Source organism: Catellatospora sp. NPDC049133, assembly GCF_040648455.1.
In the GTDB taxonomy this organism is placed as follows: Bacteria; Actinomycetota; Actinomycetes; order Mycobacteriales; family Micromonosporaceae; genus Catellatospora; species Catellatospora aurea.
Genome location: NZ_JBEZDT010000007.1, coordinates 144,788 through 160,805, shown reverse-complemented (window position 1 = coordinate 160,805; position 16,018 = coordinate 144,788). Strand labels below are relative to the sequence as shown.

The window sequence follows — 16,018 nt, the reverse complement described above, 5'->3', positions numbered from 1 at the left end:
CGCGAACTGGCGGTGGCACTGTGAGCAGCAGCACCGTGTGGCGGAACTGGAGCCGGATCGAGAGTGTGACCCCGGCGCGGGTGGCGTGCCCCGGCAGCCCCGACGAGGTGGTGCAGGCCATCGCCGCCGCGCGCGCCGACGGGCTGCGGGTCAAGCCGATCGGCGCGGGCCACAGCTTCACCGGCATCGCCGTCGCCCCGGGCGTGCAGCTCGACCTGCGTCACCTGCAGGGCGTGCTCGCCGTCGACGAGCAGCGCCACCGCGTGAAGCTCGCCGCGGGCACCCACCTCTACCGGCTGCCGGAGCTGCTCAGGCCGTACGGTCTGGCGCTGCAGAACATGGGCGACATCGACGCGCAGACCATTGCGGGCGCGACCTCGACCGGCACGCACGGCACCGGGCACGCGTTCGGCGGCCTGGCCACGCAGATCGTCGCGGTCACCCTGGCCACCGCCGACGGCGGCACCATGGAGATCTCCGAGAACAGCAACCCGGAGTTGCTCGACGCGGCCCGCCTCGGGCTGGGCGCGCTCGGGGTGCTGCTCGACATCACCGTGCAGTGCGTGCCCGCGTTCCAGCTCCAGGCGATCGAGAAGCCGGAGCCGCTGGCCGAGGTGCTGGCGCAGTGGGAGCAACGGGGGACGGGCGCGGACCACTTCGAGTTCTACTGGTTCCCGCACACGCGGACCGCGCTCACCAAGACGAACACCCGGCTGCCGATGGACGCCCCGCGCAAGCCGCTCGGCGGCTTCCAGCGCTGGCTGGACGACGACCTGATGTCCAACACCGTCTTCAACTGGGTCTGCAACGTCGGCAAAGCCGTGCCCGCGCTGACCCCGCCGATCAATCGGCTGGCCCAGCGGCTCACCAACAACCGGGAGTTCACCGACGTGTCCACGTCGGTCTTCACCACCAAGCGCGAGGTGCGCTTCCGGGAGATGGAGTACGCCCTGCCGCGCGAGGAGGTGCCGGACGTGCTGCGCGCGCTGGACCGCCTGATCAACCAGAACGGCTGGCGCATCTCGTTCCCGGTCGAGGTGCGGGTCGCCGCGCCCGACGACATCTGGCTGTCCACCGCGCACGGCCGCGAGACCGGATACGTGGCGATCCACCGGTTCTTCAAGGAGGACCCGCACACCTACTTCCGCCTCGCCGAGCAGATCTTCCGCGCGCACGGCGGCCGGCCGCACTGGGGCAAGATGCACTACCAGGACGCGAGCACGCTCGCCCCGACGTACCCCCGGTTCGGCGACTTCCTCGCGGTGCGCGACAAGCTCGACCCCGAGCGCGTCTTCGCCAACGACTATCTGGACCGGGTGCTGGGCGCGTGAGCGAGCGCAGCGAGCGAACCATGACGCCGGTCGACGCCGCCGACGAGCGAAGCGAGGAGAAGGCGTGATCGATCCGAGCATTCCCAAGGACTTCACGCTGGGCGTGGCCACCGCGGCGTACCAGATCGAGGGTGCCGTCACCGAGGGCGGGCGTGGGGTGTCGGTCTGGGACACCTTCTGCGCGCAGCCGGGCCGGGTGCTCGGCGGCGACACCGGGGCGGTCGCCTGCGACCACTACCACCGTTACGAGCAAGACCTTGATCTGGTACGCGAACTCGGCGCGGACGCGTACCGCTTCTCCATCGCGTGGCCGCGTATCCAGCCGGACGGCACCGGACCGGCCAACCCGGACGGTCTGGCGTTCTACGATCGGCTCGTCGACGCCATGCTGGCCCGTGGCATCGAGCCGGTGGCCACCCTGTTCCACTGGGACACCCCGCAGGCCCTGGAGGACGCGGGCGGTTGGCTGTCGCGCGACACCGCGGAGCGCTTCGGCGAGTACGCCGCCCTGATGGGGGCGCGCCTGGGCGACCGGGTCGGCAAGTGGATCACCGTCAACGAGCCGCACTCGGTGACCCTGGCCGGCTACGCCACAGGCGCGCACGCCCCAGGCCACGCCCTGCTGTTCGACGCCCTGCCCGCGGCGCACCACCAGCTACTCGGCCACGGACTGGCCGTGCAGGCGCTGCGCGCGGCGAACGTGGCCGGGCAGATCGGCATCACCAACGTGCACACCCCCGTGGTGCCCGCCTCGGACCGCCCCGAGGACCAGCTCGCCGCCGCCCTGTACGACCTCATCGCGAACCGGGTCTTCGAGGACCCGGTGCTGCTCGGCCGCTATCCGCAGGCCCCGGAGCCGTTCGCGGAGCTGTTCGGCGCGTTCGGCGACGTGCCGGCCGGGGACCTCAAGGTGATCAGCTCACCGCTGGACTTCTACGGCGTCAACTACTACTACCCGTCCCGGGTGGGCATGGCCGACCCGGACGCGGCCACCGACCACACGCCCGAGGGCGACTTCGCCCGGGTCGGCGAGCTGCCGTTCGCCTTCGCCGAGATCGAAGGCGTGCCGCGGACCGGGTTCGGCTGGCCGGTCAGCCCCGCCGGGCTCGGCGACACCCTCGACGAACTGTCCGAACGCTACGGTGACCGGCTGCCGCCGGTGTACATCACCGAGGGCGGGGCCAGCTTCCCCGACGAGGTCGCTCCGGACGGCTCGGTGCCCGACCCGCAGCGCGTCGACTACCTGCGCCAGCACCTCGCGGTGGCGCTGCGCCAGCGGGCGGACGGGCTCGACCTGCGCGGCTACTTCGTCTGGAGCCTGCTCGACAACTTCGAGTGGGCGGCCGGCTACAGCCAGCGCTTCGGGCTGGTGCACGTCGACTACCCGACGCAGCGGCGTACGCCCAAGGAGTCCTTCCGCTGGCTCGCGCGGAGGCTGCGCGAGCGCGGCTAGTCCTCGGACCTGTCCTGCTTGCGCAGCTCCTCCTCGCGGCGGCGCAGGTCCATCTCCCACTTGCTCAGCAGCTCGCGGTCGGCGGCCGCGGTCTCCCGCTGCTCCTTGGCGAGCTTGCGCAGGAACTCGGGGTCGTCGTCGGGGGCCAGGGCCCGGCCCGGCCGCTGGGACTCCGGGAAGCCGCTGCCCTGCCGCCACACCTTCGGGTCCGGCGTGCGCTCCTTGCCCACCACGAACCACGCGATCGCCCCGATCGGGGAGAACAGCAGGATGATGAGCACCCAGCCCCAGCGCGGCAGCGCGTTCAGGCGGTGCTCCTCGGCGGACAGGCAGCTGATCAGCGCGGCCACCGTCAGCACGATCTCGGCGAGGAAGATGAACATCCACAGGCGTCCCACGGCGTAGAGCGTAGACCTCACCAGAGGATGAGGAGTACCCCCAGGACGCCCGTCAGGGCACAGCAGACGGTGACCGCGGCCATCGTCCGGGCGACTCCTGCCGGATGCTGCCGCTCCATGGCCCGGATCCGCCGCTGCGCGACCAGCAGCAACGCCAGCCAACACAGCAGGCCCAAGGCCAGGGCCAGCGCGCCGACGTCGTCGAGTCCGCGCTCGAAGGCCAGCCGCACGAGCAGCAGCGCGCACGCGGTGGCCGACAGCACGGTGCGCCGCCAGGCCAGCCGAGTGCGTTCCGGCTGCGCGCCGTGGTCGACCGGCGGGTTCACGGCGACGCCTGTTCGGCGCAGGCCTGGCGCACTGGGCTCGGTGTGCTCATCGGGCGCGGTAGAGGTCGACGAACACCTCGACCAGCAGGGCCAGCGACCCCAGCGCGACCACGATCGCGAGCATGGCAGGGAATCGCGACGGCGGCAGCGGGCGGTTGTTGCGCATCGCGATCTCGCAGCGGATCCAGTGGTCGACGGCGCGCAGCGCGCAGCCGACGCCGAGCAGGATCAGCGCCACGCCGAGGATCTTCGTCATGTGCGGCACGGCCATCGGCGGCAGGAACTGGGCCACCACCAGCCCACCGCCGATCATGGCGAGGCCGGTGCGGATCCAGGCGAGGAAGGTGCGCTCGTTGGCCAGGGAGAAGCGGTAGTCGGGAGTCTGCCCTGTTTCGTGAACTTCGCGCGGATCAAACCAGTTGCGCACCCTAGCCAGCACCTTCCTAGTATCAAGGCGATGACTTCTGAACTTGATACCGACGCCCTGCTGAGGGCGTACGACGAGCAGCTGCGCACCGAGATCCCCGACCCCCTGCCCGCCGGCATGGTCGTCGAGTGGGACGGCCCGGTGGTCCGGATGAGTGGCCTCGACCGCGGCGGATTCGTCACCTATCGCGACGTCTCCCACCTGAGCGGCCCCGAACTCGACGCGCTCATCGCGCGCCAGCGTGATTACTTCGCCGCCCGCGGCGAGGAGGTCGAGTGGAAGCTGCGGGGCCACGACCTGCCCGCCGACCTGCCGGAGCGGCTGGTGGCGGCCGGGTTCCAGCCCGACGAGCTGGAGACTGTGATCATCGGGCTGGCCGAGCCGCTCGCGTCGCCCCCGGTGCTGCCGGAGGGCGTGACGCTGCGCGAGGTGACCTCGCGGGCCGACCTGGAGCGGATCGGGGCGATGGAGGAGGCGGTCTGGAAGGAGGACCGCAGCCACCTGGTCTTCGGGCTGGAGAAGGAGCTGGCCGCGGACCCGCGGGGGCTGACCATCGTGGTCGCCGAGGCCGGCGGCGAGGTGGTCTGCGCGGGCTGGATCCGGTACGAGAAGGGCACCGAGTTCGCCGGGCTGTGGGGCGGGTCGACGCTGGAGCAGTGGCGGGGGCGCGGCATCTACAAGGCGATGGTGGCGCACCGGGCGATCCGGGCGGTGGAGCGCGGGTTCAAGTACCTGCAGGTGGACGCGTCGGCGGACAGCCGGCCGATCCTGGAGCGGCTGGGCATGGTCGCGGTGACCACCACTACGCCGTACATCTGGCGGCCGTCCGCCGCCTGACGGCCTGTCCGCCGTGTGCTTTGCATTGACGTTGGCCTATCGCATCGACTTTCCGGCAGCACTCGGAGTCGATGTGATAGGCCAACGTCTATGGCGAAGTGGGCGGCGCGGCCGGCGGTCAGGTGTGGGCCGGGTGCCAGAGGTCGCGGATCGTGTCGCGGACGCAGTCGTCGCGTAGGCGGCCACAGGTGCACAGGTGTTCGTCGGGCTCAGGCTGCCGGTGGTGCTCCGCCTCGGGCGGCAGGCCCGGATCCGTGGTGGGGCGGCCCGGCAGGGGTGCGGTTTGCGTGGTCATGTCATGACACCTCCTGCTAGGCGTGACTCTACGGGATGGGCATCATGGCGGGGTGACGTCTGTCACTATTGGCGGCCGTCCTGGCGGGTAGGCGAGCAGGGGTCATAAATTACTCGTCAGTAACCTGCTTCGCGAATGGCTCGTCCCGGCGATCCGCCTGAAACGGCGGACCGCCGAGGACTCCCCACTCGCGCCGGGCCGGCAAAAGTGGCAACGTCCACAGCCGGTCTAGCTTGACCCGTGACGTGTCAGGAGACAGGCTCGCGGCGAGGGCATGAACGTCCGTTCAACTCAGGAGGGTCGTCAGAGCGCGATGAAGATCGTCGTACTTGTCAAGCAGGTGCCGGATTCCGGCGCCGAGCGCAATCTGCGCGCGGACGACAACACCGTCGACCGTGCCTCGGCCAACAACGTCATCAACGAGATGGACGAGTACGCCATCGAGGAGGCGCTGCGGCTGCAGGAGGCGCACGGCGGTGAGGTGACCGTGCTGACCATGGGGCCGGACCGGGCCACCGAGTCGATCCGCAAGGCGCTGTCCATGGGCCCCGACGCGGCCGTGCACGTGCTCGACGACGCCCTCGCCGGCACCGACGCGCTGGGCACCAGCAAGGTGCTCGCCGCCGCGATCAGCGAGCTGGCCCCCGACCTGGTCATCTCGGGTGCGGAGTCGACCGACGCCCGCGGCCAGGTCATGCCGCACATGCTGGCCGAGCGGCTGGGCTTCGCGGCGCTGACCGGCGCGCGCAAGCTCACCGTCGAGGGCTCGCGGCTGACCGTCGAGCGCCAGACCGAGGAGGGGTACGAGGTCGTCACGGCCGCCACCCCCGCGATCGTGAGCGTGTGGGACACCATCAACGAGCCGCGTTATCCGTCCTTCAAGGGCATCATGGCCGCCAAGAAGAAGCCGGTGGCCACCAAGTCGCTGGCCGACCTCGGCGTCGCCGCGGACCAGGTGGGCTGGGCGGGCGCCGCCACCACCGTGCTGTCGCACAGCAAGCGCCCGGCGCGCAGCGCCGGCCAGAAGGTCGCCGACTCCGGTGAGGGCGGCGTCGCGCTGGTCGATTTCCTGTCCTCCGAGAAGTTCGTCTGAGAGGCGCCGACAATGGCTGAGGTTCTGGTAGTCGTCGAGTCCTCCGGCGGCACGGTCAAGAAGGTCACGCTGGAGATGCTGACCCTGGCGCGCTCGCTCGGCGAGCCCGCCGCGGTGGTGCTGGGCGCCCCCGGCACGGCCGCCCCGCTCGTCGACAAGCTCGGCGAGTACGGCGCGACGAAGGTCTACGCGGCCGAGAGCGCCGAGATCGACGAGCACCTGGTCGCCCCCAAGGCCACCGCGCTCGCGCAGCTGGTCAAGGCCGTCTCCCCGGCGGCCGTGCTGATCGGCTCCACCCAGGAGGGCAAGGAGATCGCGGGCCGGCTCGCGGTCAAGCTGGACAACGGCGTGCTCACCGACGTGGTCGAGCTGGCCGCAGACGGCACCGCCACCCAGGTCGCCTTCGCTGGCTCGACCATCGTCAAGTCCAAGGTCACCAAGGGCCTGCCGCTGGTCACCGTACGGCCGAACTCGCTCACGCCCAGCCCCGCCGCGGCCTCGCCGTCGGTGGAGCAGGTCGAGGTGGCGCTGGCCGACTCCGACAAGCTGGCCGTGGTCAGCAAGCGCGTCGCCGAGGCCAAGGGCGCCCGCCCGGAGCTGACCGAGGCGTCGATCGTCGTCTCCGGTGGCCGCGGTGTCGCGTCGGCGGAGAACTTCAAGATCATCGAGGAGCTGGCCGACCTGCTCGGCGCGGCCGTCGGCGCGTCGCGCGCGGCGACCGACTCCGGCTTCTACCCGCACGCGTACCAGGTCGGGCAGACCGGCAAGACCGTGTCGCCGCAGCTCTACATCGCGGTCGGCATCTCTGGCGCGATCCAGCACCGGGCCGGCATGCAGACCTCGAAGACCATCGTCGCGGTGAACAAGGACACCGAGGCGCCGATCTTCGAGCTGGCCGACTTCGGCGTCGTGGGTGACCTCAACCAGGTCGTGCCGCAGGCGTCCGAGGAGATCCGCAAGCGCCGCTGACGGCGTACGCAAACATCGAAGGGCCCCGCGGTCACCGGCCGCCGGGCCCTTCGCCGTGTCATGGCTGGTGACAGGGTCGTAGGGCCGTCGCGGCCGCCGGTCGGGGGTGACCGGCGGGCCATGCCCGGCACACTCCTGGGATACGGGTAAGCACCCTTACGGCTAGGCTTGGCGGCGAGATGGCCTACCTTGATCATGCGGCGACCACGCCGATGCTGCCTGAGGCGCTGGACGCCTACGTCGCGACCGCGCGTGAGGTCGGCAACGCCTCGTCGTTGCACGGCCCGGGCCGCGCTGCCCGCCGCCTGGTCGAGGAGTCGCGTGAGCGCATCGCGGCGGTGCTGGGCGCGCGTCCGTCCGAAGTGATCTTCACGGGCGGCGGCACCGAGAGTGACAACCTCGCCGTCAAGGGCGTCTACTGGGCCCGCCGCCCGCAGGGGCGCACCAAGGTCCTGACCGGCGCCGTCGAGCACCACGCGGTGCTGGACGCGGTGCACTGGCTGGGCGAGCACGAGGGCGCCGACGTGGTCTCGCTGCCGGTCGACCAGCAGGGCCGGGTGCGGCCGGAGGTGCTGGCCGAGGCCCTGGACGACAAGGTCGCGCTGATCACCGTCATGTGGGCCAACAACGAGGTCGGGACCGTGCAGCCGATCGCCGAACTGGCCGCGCTCGCGGCAGCGCACGGTGTGCCGCTGCACACCGACGCGGTGCAGGCCGTCGGCCAGGTGCCGGTGGACTACGCCGCGAGCGGCGTCGCCGCGCTCACCCTCACCGGGCACAAGCTGGGCGGCCCGCTCGGCGTCGGCGCGCTGGTGCTGGGCCGCGACGTCGCCTGCACCCCGCTGCTGCACGGCGGTGGCCAGGAGCGCGACGTGCGCTCCGGCACGCTGGACGTGCCCGGCATCGTCTCCTTCGCCTGCGCCGTCGAGCACGCCGTCAAGCACCAGGAGCAGCACGCGCAACGGCTCGCCGCGCTGCGAGACGAGCTGATCGAGCGAGTGCGTGCCGTCGTCCCCGACGCGATCCTCAACGGCGCCCCGGCCGACGAGCCCGGTGCCCGGCTGCCCGGCAACGCGCACTTCAGCTTCCCCGGCTGCGAGGGCGACGCTCTCCTGCTGCTGCTCGACGCCCAGGACATCGCCGTCTCCACCGGCTCGGCCTGCTCCGCCGGCGTCGCCCAGCCCTCGCACGTGCTTCTCCAGATGGGCGCCGACCCCCTCTCCGCCCGCTCCTCCCTGCGCTTCACCCTCGGCCACACCACCACCCGCGCCGACCTCGACGCCCTCATCACGGCCCTCCCCGCAGCCGTCGACCGCGCCCGCCGCGCCGGCATGTCCCGCTGACCCACCGCTTTCTCCGCGTTGATCATGAACTTATGGCACGGCTCGACGGCGAGTCTGTGCCACAACTTCATGATCATCTCGTCGGGGTGCGGCTTCGGTCGCGGTGTGTGCGCGTTCCGTACCGGATGATCATGAGGTTGTGGCGGCGACACACCGCTGACCCGTGCCATAAGTTCATGATCAACGCGGTGGGGTGGGGTGGCGGGTAGGCTGTCGGGGTGCGTGTGCTGGCGGCTATGTCTGGTGGGGTGGATTCGGCGGTGGCGGCTGCTCGGGCCGTGGCGGCCGGGCACGATGTCACCGGGGTGCACCTGGCGCTGTCGAAGAACGCGGCGACACATCGGACCGGGGCGCGGGGGTGCTGCACCAAGGAGGACGCGCACGACGCGCGGCGGGCGGCGGACGTGCTCGGGATCCCCTTCTACGTGTGGGACATGGCCGAGCGTTTCCATGAGGACGTGATCGAGGACTTCGTCGCGGAGTACGCGGCGGGCCGCACTCCGAATCCGTGCCTGCGCTGCAACGAGAAGATCAAGTTCGCGGCGGTGCTGGACCGGGCGCTGGCCCTGGGCTTCGACGCGGTGGTCACCGGCCACCACGCGCGGCTGGGCGCCGACGGCCTGCTGCGCCGCAGCGTCGACCTCGCCAAGGATCAGTCGTACGTGCTGGCGGTGCTCAACCGGGAGCAGCTCGACCACTCGATGTTCCCGCTCGGCGACTCGACCAAGGAGCAGGTGCGCGCCGAGGCGCACGCCCGTGGCCTGGCCGTGGCCGACAAGCCCGACTCGCACGACATCTGCTTCATCGCCGACGGCGACACGCAGGGCTTCCTGCGCAAGCACCTGGGCAGCGAGCCGGGCGACATCGTCGACGCCGGCACCGGCGAGGTGCTGGGCAAGCACGACGGCGCGTTCGCGTACACGGTCGGCCAGCGCAAGGGGCTGGCACTGGGCCGGCCCGCGCCGGACGGCCGCCCGCGCTACGTGTTGTCGATCACGCCGGTCACCAACACGGTCACCGTCGGCCCCGCCGAGGCGCTGGAGGTCTCGCAGGTCGACGGCGCGCGTACGGTCTGGATCGCGGGCGAGGCGCCGGTCGGCCCGATCGAGTGCGAGGTGCAGTTGCGGGCGCACGGCCGCCCCGCGCCTGCCGTCGTGGAACTCGACGGCGCGGCGATGAGCGTGCGGCTGCGCCGCCCTGAGCGCGGCATCGCGGCAGGTCAGGCCGTCGTGGCCTACCGGCCGGACCCGGCCGGTGACATCGTGCTCGGCAGCGCCACCATCACCACCGCCGCATGAGCGGGCGCGGCCGAGCCGCATCGCGCGGCCACCATGGCACCGTTCGCGCCAGTGACCCGGCGACGCCGCGGCACGGCGACCGGCGTGGCACCACGGCGCGCACCGCTGTCCGTTCCCGCACCGCGAGGTGCCACCCGCAAGGCGAGCAGAACGAGGCCCCAGCATGAGCACGCCGGACGAGATCACGGACAAGCCTGCCGAGCCGCTGTGGCCCGCCGGATCGGCGACGGGCATCGGATCGCTGCCGGGCGCCGACATCGCCGAGGCGGTCAAGTTCACTCTCGGCGAGCTGCCGGACCTGCCGTACCTGCCGGAGCTGCCCGCACGCGGCCCCGGCGCGGACATGATCGGGCGGAGCGCCGGGCTGCTGGTCGAGCTGCCGGTGGAGATCTACGCGGGCCGGTGGCGGGTCGCGGCGAGTCCGGGCCGCGAGCTTCGCCGGGCGTACGACCTGCGTGAGCGCGACCTGGACCAGCTCACCGAGCAGGCCGACGGGTTCACCGGGACGCTGAAGGTGCAGTCGGCGGGGCCGTGGACGCTGGCGGCCAACATCGAGCTGGCCCTGGGTGAGGCGCTCGTCTCCGACCACGGCGCCGCCCGTGACCTGGCGGAATCGCTCGCCGAGGGGCTCAAGGCACACGTCGCCGACGTTCAGCGGCGGGTGCCGGGTGCGCGGGTGCTGCTCCAGCTCGACGAGCCGTCGCTGCCCGCGGTGCTGGCCGGGCGGGTGCGCACCGCCAGCACTCTGCACACGTACCGCTCGGTGGCTCCGTCGACCGTCCGGGACACGCTCGCCTCGGTGATCGGCGCGGCCGGGGTGCCGGTGGTCGTGCACTGCTGCGCGCCGGACACGCCGCTGGCGCTGCTGCGGGAGGCCGGGGCGGCCGCGCTCGCACTGGACCTGGACCTGGTCGGCACGGGCGCGGAGAAGCTCGACGCGGTGGGCGAGCTGATCGACGCCGGGCTCGGCCTGTTCGCGGGCGTGGCGCGCACGACGCCCCCGGGCAACGGCACGAGCCCGAACGGCGCGGCGCTCGCCGAGCGGGTCAGGCGGCTGTGGCGGGATCTCGGTTTCGCCGACGAGCTGATGGCGCGGCGGGTGGTGGTGACGCCGTCGTGCGGTCTGGCCCGGGCGACACCCGCCTACGCCCAGGCAGTGCTGAAGGCCTGCCGCGAAGCCGGTAGGCGACTGGTCGAGCAGTGACGGCGCAATGCCCGCGGCGCCGGACCGGCCACCAGGGGCGGTAGCCGTCACGCAGCGCTGACTGCCTGCGCCGCCGCCGTCGGGGGACGACCAGGTCAGGCCGTCTCCGCGGGGACGCGGTGCCGTAGCAGGCCGAAGACGCGGGTGAGCGCGGCGGGGTCGCCGCTGGTCGTGAGCGCGCCGGACGCGACGGCCTCGGCGGGGTCGAGTGTGCCCCGGGTCAGCGCGTCGAAGGTGGTCAGGTCGCAGGTCACAACGAGGTCGGCGGGGACCGGGGCGGGGCCGGATCTGGTGTGCACGCCGCCGTCGGCGCGAACGTGGAAGACCTCGTCGCCCACGTGGAACTGGTAGGTCGCGGGCGGTCCGGCGGCAACTTCCGGGGGGCAGTGCTCGGCCAGGTAGAGCGCGATCAGTTCGGCCCGCGCGGTGCCCGGGTCGACCTCGTCGTCGAGCGGCAGCTCCGAACCCCAGGTGGCGAGCTCGATCAGCAGCGGGCGCAGCCGCTCGCCGTACGCGGTCAGCTCGTAGGCGCGCACGTCCGGGGCGGCCGGCAGTGCGCGGCGGACCACGACGCCGCTGCGCTCCAGCAGCTGGAGCCGTTCGGCCAGGCGGTTGGTGCCCATCGCGGGCAGCTGGGTCAGGAGTTCCTTGAACCGCCTCGGGCCGAGCAGCAGCTCGCGCACGATGAGAAGGGTCCACCGCTCGCCGAGCACGTCGAGCGAGCGCGCGATCGGGCACACCTGGCCGTACATCCGCTTGGACATGATTCGAGCATACCTATCGCATGGCTGGAGCTATATGATTCGTATCTCAAGGTAATCGCTATATGTTTCGTATAGTGTCGTTGGTGAAGCCCGACCCACCAGGAGGCGAACATGAAGATCAATGGTTCCGTGGCCCTCGTGACCGGCGCCAACCGCGGCCTCGGCAAGGCGTTCACCGAGGCGCTGCTCGCCCGCGGCGCGGCGAAGGTGTACGCCACCGCCCGCGACGCGGCGTCGATCACCGACCCGCGGGTCGTCCCGCTCCAGCTCGACGTCACCGACCCCGCCTCGGTGGCGGCGGCCGCCAAGCAGGCCGGCGACGTGCAGCTCCTGATCAACAACGCGGGCATCGCGACCGGCGCGGGCATCCTCGACAGCGACGAGGAGCTGCGCCGGGAGATGGAGACCAACTACTACGGCCCGGTACGCATGTCCCGCGAGTTCGCACCGATCCTCGCCGCCAACGGCGGCGGCGCGGTCGTCAACGTGCTCTCCGCGCTGTCCTGGCTGGCGCTGCCGAACACCGCGGGCTACTCGGCGTCGAAGTCCGCCGCCTGGGCCGCGACCAACGCGCTGCGGCTGGCGCTGCACGGGCAGGGCACCCTGGTGACCGGGGTGCACATCGGCTACATCGACACCGACATGGCGGCGCACGTCGACGGCCCGAAGATCGCGGCCGCGGACGTCGTGGCGCAGGTCCTCGACGGGGTCGAGGCCGGCCAGCCCGAGGTGCTCGCCGACGACGTGGCCCGGCAGGTCAAGTCCGGCCTGTCCGGTGACCTGCGGCAGCTGTACCCGGCGGTCGCCTGAGGCTCGACGTCCGGGCGGCCCCGTGCCGGGCCGCCCGGCCAGTCCGGTTCATCTGACTTGCCGGGCGGTCGTGTGTGTCTTGAACGCCCTTTCGCCCAGGTGCCAGGCAAATCGGCTGATCAACCGCGGCCGGTGCCGGCCGACCGGTCCGCGGGTGGCGCGGGGGTGGCAGGATGCCCCGGGTGACGGTGATCGACGCGGCCAGCGGGTCGCTCTTCGGGCTGGCGTACGGCGACGCGCTGGGCAAGCCGACCGAGTTCCGCAAGTACGCCCAGATCGTGGCGGAGCACGGGCCGGGCGGGCCGCGTGAGCTGCCCGAACCCGCGCTCGTCACGGACGACACGCAGATGGCGCTCGCGGTCGCGTGGGCGCTGCGCGACGCCGCCGAGCCGACCGCGGCGGAACTCGAACCTCTGCTGCGCGAGCGTTTCCTGGCCTGGGCGAAGAGCCCGGAGAACAACCGTGCTCCCGGTATGACCTGCCTGAACGCCTGTGCGAACCTGTCGGCGGGGCTGCGCTGGCAGGAGGCGACCGTGGCCGGTTCGAAGGGCTGCGGGGCCAACATGCGGGTCACCCCGGTCGGCCTGATCGCCGGATACGACCTGGACACCCTGGCCGGGGTCGCGCAGTTGCAGGCGGGGCTGACCCACGGGCACCCGACCGGGCTGGCCGCGGCCGAGTTGACCGCGCTGGCGGTGCGGCTGCTGCGCGACGGCCTCGACCTGGCTGACGTGCCCGGCGCGCTGCGGGACCGCTGCGCCGACCAGCGCACCGTGTACCGCGAGGACTGGCTCGGCGACCTGTGGCAGCGGCCGGGGGTGCTGACGCCCGGGGAGTTCATGGCGCGCGGCTGGGACGAGTGCGCCGACGCGCTGGACGTGCTGCTCGCGGCGCTGGCCGGGCCGGACTCCGGCGGTGACGTGTGCCGGGAGACCGGCGAGGGCTGGATCGCCGAGGAGGCGCTGGCCACGGCGCTGCTCGCGGCCCTGCGGCACGCCGACGACCCGGTCGCCGCGCTCGGCCGGGCAGCCGCGACCAGCGGCGACTCCGACTCGATCGCCTGCCTGGCGGGCGCGTTCCACGGCGCGGCGGCGGGCACGGCGATCTGGCCGACGGCCTGGGCCGAGCGCATCGAGTACGCCGACCAGCTCGCCGCCCTCGGCGCGGCCTGGGACTGAGCGCGACCCGCGACCGGCGCGTCGCCAAGCCCGCCACCGGGACGACGGCCGTGCCGCGGCGCATCGCCATGATCTGTTTCTGTGGACGCCCGGTGCTGCTGGGGCGGCGTCCAGCGTCCAAGAAAAGAGATCTTGGCTGGTCCGCAGGGCGGGGTCCGCGGTGTCGGGGGCGGCGGATACCGTGCACGGGTGACCAGTGAGGTAACCGACAAGGTCCGGACGCGGTACGCCGAGCTCGTGGCCAAGATCAATGACGCGCAGCACCGCTACTACGTCGACGACGCGCCGACGCTGTCCGACGCGGCCTACGACGAGCTCATGCACGAGCTGGAGGCGCTGGAGCTGGAGCACCCCGAGCTGGTCTCGCAGGACTCGCCGACGCAGCGGGTCGGGGCGGGGGAGTGGCTCGGCTTCGCCAGCGTCGACCACGCCGAGCGCATGCTCAGCCTCGACAACGCGTTCAACGACGACCAGCTCGCCGCCTGGGCGGCCCGGGTCGAGAAGGACGCGGGCGCGCCGGTGCGCTACCTGTGCGAGCTGAAGATCGACGGCCTCGCGGTCAATCTCACCTACGAGAAGGGCCGGCTGACCCGGGGCGCGACCCGCGGCGACGGGCGCACCGGCGAGGACGTCACCGCCAACGTGCGCCGCATCGCGGGCATCCCGCACAAGCTGGCCGGTGACAACCCGCCCGACCTGGTCGAGGTCCGCGGCGAGATCTACTTCCCGGCGCAGGCCTTCGCCGACCTCAACGCGGCCCAGCTCGCGGCGGGCGAGCGCACCTACGTGAACCCGCGCAACGCCGCCTCCGGCTCGCTGCGGCAGAAGGACCCGGCGATCACCGCCAAGCGCGCCCTGCACCTGATCGTGCACGGCATCGGCGCCCGCACCGGCTTCGAACCGACCAGCCAGTCCGACGCGTACGCGCAGCTCAAGGCGTGGGGCCTGCCGACCAGCGAGCGCTGGCGGGTGGTCGACACGCTGGACGAGGTGAAGGCGTACATCGCCGACTACGCCGCACACCGGCACGACCTCGAACACGACATCGACGGCGTGGTGGTCAAGGTCGACGACGTCGCCGAGCAGACCAAGCTCGGGGCGACCAGCCGCGCGCCGCGCTGGGCGATCGCGTTCAAGTACCCGCCGGAGGAGGTCAACACGAAGCTGCTCGGCATCGAGGTGAACGTCGGCCGCACCGGCCGGGTCACGCCGTACGCGGTGCTGGAGCCGGTGTTCGTCGGCGGCGTGACCGTCGCCAGCGCGACTTTGCACAACCAGCAGGAGGTGGCGCGCAAGGGCGTGCTGATCGGCGACACCGTGGTGATCCGCCGCGCCGGTGACGTGATCCCGGAGGTGGTGGGCCCGGTCGAGGCGCTGCGCGACGGCAGCGAGCACGCCTGGACCATGCCGTCGACCTGCCCGTCCTGCGGCACCAAGCTGGCCCCGGCCAAGGAGGCCGACGTCGATCTGCGCTGCCCGAACACGCGCTACTGCAAGGCGCAGCTGTCCGAGCGCATCATCTACATCGGCGGCCGGGACGGCTTCGACATCGAGGGCATGGGCGAGAAGGCCGCCCTGGCGCTGGTCAACGACGGGGTGCTGGCCGACGAGGGCGACCTGTTCAGCCTCGACGAGGCGCGGCTGGCGAAGTCGGCGTTCTTCCTGAAGAAGGACGGCACGCTGTCCACGAACGCCGGCAAGCTGCTGGCCAACCTGGAACTGGCCAAGACCAAGGAGCTGTTCCGGGTGCTGACCTCGCTGTCCATCCGGCACACCGGCCCGACCGCCGCCCGCGCGCTGGCCAACCACTTCAACTCCCTCGACGCGATCGCGACCGCGTCGCTGGAGCAGATGTCGGTGGTCGAGGACGTCGGCGGCACCATCGCCGAGGCGGTCCGCGAGTGGTTCGCCGAGAACTGGCACCGCGAGGTGGTCGAGAAGTGGCGCGCCGCGGGCGTGCTCCTGGAGCAGGAGCCGGTCGCCGACACCGGGCCCAAGCCGCTGGACGGGCTGACCGTCGTGGTCACCGGCACCCTGGAGAACCACACCCGCGACGGGGCCGCCGACGCGCTGACCGCGCTCGGGGCGAAGGTGGCCGGTTCGGTGTCGAAGAAGACCAGCTTCGTGGTCGTCGGCGAGAACGCCGGGTCCAAGCTGGACAAGGCCCGCTCGCTGGGCGTGCCGACCCTCGATGAGGCGGGCTTCGCGGTGCTGCTGGAGCAGGGCCCGGAGGCGGCGAAGGCGTACGCGGACGCGAACCGCGAAAACGAGTAGACAGCCGGTCTAGCGTCG

General features: G+C 72.1%; 16 protein-coding genes. 11 read left to right on the top strand and 5 right to left on the bottom strand.

Annotation, left to right across the window (positions count from 1 at the left end):
• Positions 1-20: 20 nt before the first annotated feature.
• Positions 21-1,331 carry a D-arabinono-1,4-lactone oxidase gene (locus AB0B35_RS10195; RefSeq protein WP_361043146.1) on the top strand — a complete coding sequence of 437 codons (1,311 nt, stop codon included), beginning with the start codon at positions 21-23 and terminating at the stop codon, positions 1,329-1,331.
• 64 nt (positions 1,332-1,395) lie between these two features.
• On the top strand, positions 1,396-2,784 hold the full coding sequence (locus AB0B35_RS10190) for a GH1 family beta-glucosidase (RefSeq protein WP_361043144.1): 1,389 nt from the start codon (positions 1,396-1,398) through the stop codon (positions 2,782-2,784).
• Here the strand turns inward: AB0B35_RS10190 and AB0B35_RS10185 are convergent.
• From AB0B35_RS10185 to AB0B35_RS10175, 3 genes are read right to left on the bottom strand one after another with little or no spacing between them, the layout of a single operon-like run.
• On the bottom strand, positions 2,781-3,182 hold the full coding sequence (locus AB0B35_RS10185) for a PLD nuclease N-terminal domain-containing protein (RefSeq protein ID WP_361043141.1): 402 nt from the start codon (positions 3,180-3,182) through the stop codon (positions 2,781-2,783). The two genes, AB0B35_RS10190 and AB0B35_RS10185, sit on opposite strands and share 4 nt — an antisense overlap.
• 17 nt (positions 3,183-3,199) lie before the next feature.
• Positions 3,200-3,508: a DUF202 domain-containing protein gene (locus AB0B35_RS10180; RefSeq protein ID WP_361043139.1), complete on the bottom strand. Its 309-nt coding sequence runs from the start codon at positions 3,506-3,508 to the stop codon at positions 3,200-3,202.
• 46 nt (positions 3,509-3,554) lie between these two features.
• Positions 3,555-3,947 carry a DUF202 domain-containing protein gene (locus tag AB0B35_RS10175; protein WP_361043137.1) on the bottom strand — a complete coding sequence of 131 codons (393 nt, stop codon included), beginning with the start codon at positions 3,945-3,947 and terminating at the stop codon, positions 3,555-3,557.
• Positions 3,948-3,965: 18 nt separating this feature from the next.
• Here AB0B35_RS10175 and AB0B35_RS10170 point away from each other — a divergent pair, with 18 nt between their 5' ends.
• On the top strand, positions 3,966-4,772 hold the full coding sequence (locus AB0B35_RS10170) for a GNAT family N-acetyltransferase (RefSeq protein ID WP_361043134.1): 807 nt from the start codon (positions 3,966-3,968) through the stop codon (positions 4,770-4,772).
• A 118-nt stretch (positions 4,773-4,890) separates the two neighbouring features.
• On the opposite strand, the gene AB0B35_RS10165 is transcribed toward AB0B35_RS10170, so the two are convergent.
• Positions 4,891-5,067 carry a hypothetical protein gene (locus AB0B35_RS10165; protein ID WP_361043132.1) on the bottom strand — a complete coding sequence of 59 codons (177 nt, stop codon included), beginning with the start codon at positions 5,065-5,067 and terminating at the stop codon, positions 4,891-4,893.
• 313 nt (positions 5,068-5,380) lie between these two features.
• On the opposite strand from AB0B35_RS10165, the gene AB0B35_RS10160 reads away from it, so the two are divergent.
• From AB0B35_RS10160 to AB0B35_RS10140, 5 genes are all read left to right on the top strand, one after another.
• Positions 5,381-6,160: an electron transfer flavoprotein subunit beta/FixA family protein gene (locus AB0B35_RS10160; RefSeq protein WP_360521714.1), complete on the top strand. Its 780-nt coding sequence runs from the start codon at positions 5,381-5,383 to the stop codon at positions 6,158-6,160.
• Positions 6,161-6,172: 12 nt separating this feature from the next.
• A complete protein-coding gene (locus tag AB0B35_RS10155) occupies positions 6,173-7,129 on the top strand; it encodes an electron transfer flavoprotein subunit alpha/FixB family protein (protein ID WP_361043129.1) in 957 nt (318 codons plus the stop codon).
• Positions 7,130-7,308: 179 nt separating this feature from the next.
• On the top strand, positions 7,309-8,472 hold the full coding sequence (locus AB0B35_RS10150; protein ID WP_361043126.1) for a cysteine desulfurase family protein: 1,164 nt from the start codon (positions 7,309-7,311) through the stop codon (positions 8,470-8,472).
• A 218-nt stretch (positions 8,473-8,690) separates the two neighbouring features.
• The gene (mnmA, locus tag AB0B35_RS10145) at positions 8,691-9,770 is read left to right on the top strand and encodes a tRNA 2-thiouridine(34) synthase MnmA (RefSeq protein WP_361043124.1); all 1,080 of its coding nucleotides are present in this window, start codon (positions 8,691-8,693) and stop codon (positions 9,768-9,770) included.
• Between the two features lie 181 nt (positions 9,771-9,951).
• Entirely contained in the window at positions 9,952-10,974 is a 1,023-nt protein-coding gene (locus AB0B35_RS10140; RefSeq protein WP_361043374.1) for a methionine synthase, read from the top strand.
• Between the two features lie 95 nt (positions 10,975-11,069).
• Here AB0B35_RS10140 and AB0B35_RS10135 read toward each other — a convergent pair whose 3' ends face one another.
• Positions 11,070-11,738 (bottom strand): winged helix-turn-helix transcriptional regulator, encoded by a 669-nt coding sequence (locus tag AB0B35_RS10135; protein WP_361043122.1) that lies wholly within the window; start codon positions 11,736-11,738, stop codon positions 11,070-11,072.
• Between the two features lie 111 nt (positions 11,739-11,849).
• On the opposite strand from AB0B35_RS10135, the gene AB0B35_RS10130 reads away from it, so the two are divergent.
• The 3 genes from AB0B35_RS10130 (at position 11,850) to ligA (ending at position 16,000) form a co-directional block, all read left to right on the top strand.
• Complete coding sequence (locus AB0B35_RS10130) at positions 11,850-12,548, top strand: SDR family oxidoreductase (RefSeq protein ID WP_361043120.1); 699 nt, start codon at positions 11,850-11,852, stop codon at positions 12,546-12,548.
• 173 nt (positions 12,549-12,721) lie between these two features.
• Positions 12,722-13,726 carry an ADP-ribosylglycohydrolase family protein gene (locus AB0B35_RS10125; RefSeq protein WP_361043118.1) on the top strand — a complete coding sequence of 335 codons (1,005 nt, stop codon included), beginning with the start codon at positions 12,722-12,724 and terminating at the stop codon, positions 13,724-13,726.
• Between the two features lie 189 nt (positions 13,727-13,915).
• Positions 13,916-16,000 carry an NAD-dependent DNA ligase LigA gene (ligA, locus tag AB0B35_RS10120; RefSeq protein WP_361043116.1) on the top strand — a complete coding sequence of 695 codons (2,085 nt, stop codon included), beginning with the start codon at positions 13,916-13,918 and terminating at the stop codon, positions 15,998-16,000.
• Positions 16,001-16,018 lie beyond the last annotated feature (18 nt).

Excerpts from the sequence above, each read along its gene's own strand:
- AB0B35_RS10125 (WP_361043118.1), top strand. The coding sequence starts at position 12,722 with ATGCCCCGGGTGACGGTGATCGACGCGGCCAGCGGGTCGCTCTTCGGG.
- AB0B35_RS10135 (WP_361043122.1), bottom strand. The coding sequence starts at position 11,738 with ATGTCCAAGCGGATGTACGGCCAGGTGTGCCCGATCGCGCGCTCGCTC.
- AB0B35_RS10170 (WP_361043134.1), top strand. The coding sequence starts at position 3,966 with ATGACTTCTGAACTTGATACCGACGCCCTGCTGAGGGCGTACGACGAG.
- AB0B35_RS10130 (WP_361043120.1), top strand. The coding sequence starts at position 11,850 with ATGAAGATCAATGGTTCCGTGGCCCTCGTGACCGGCGCCAACCGCGGC.
- AB0B35_RS10150 (WP_361043126.1), top strand. The coding sequence starts at position 7,309 with ATGGCCTACCTTGATCATGCGGCGACCACGCCGATGCTGCCTGAGGCG.
- AB0B35_RS10155 (WP_361043129.1), top strand. The coding sequence starts at position 6,173 with ATGGCTGAGGTTCTGGTAGTCGTCGAGTCCTCCGGCGGCACGGTCAAG.
- AB0B35_RS10165 (WP_361043132.1), bottom strand. The coding sequence starts at position 5,067 with ATGACCACGCAAACCGCACCCCTGCCGGGCCGCCCCACCACGGATCCG.
- AB0B35_RS10160 (WP_360521714.1), top strand. The coding sequence starts at position 5,381 with ATGAAGATCGTCGTACTTGTCAAGCAGGTGCCGGATTCCGGCGCCGAG.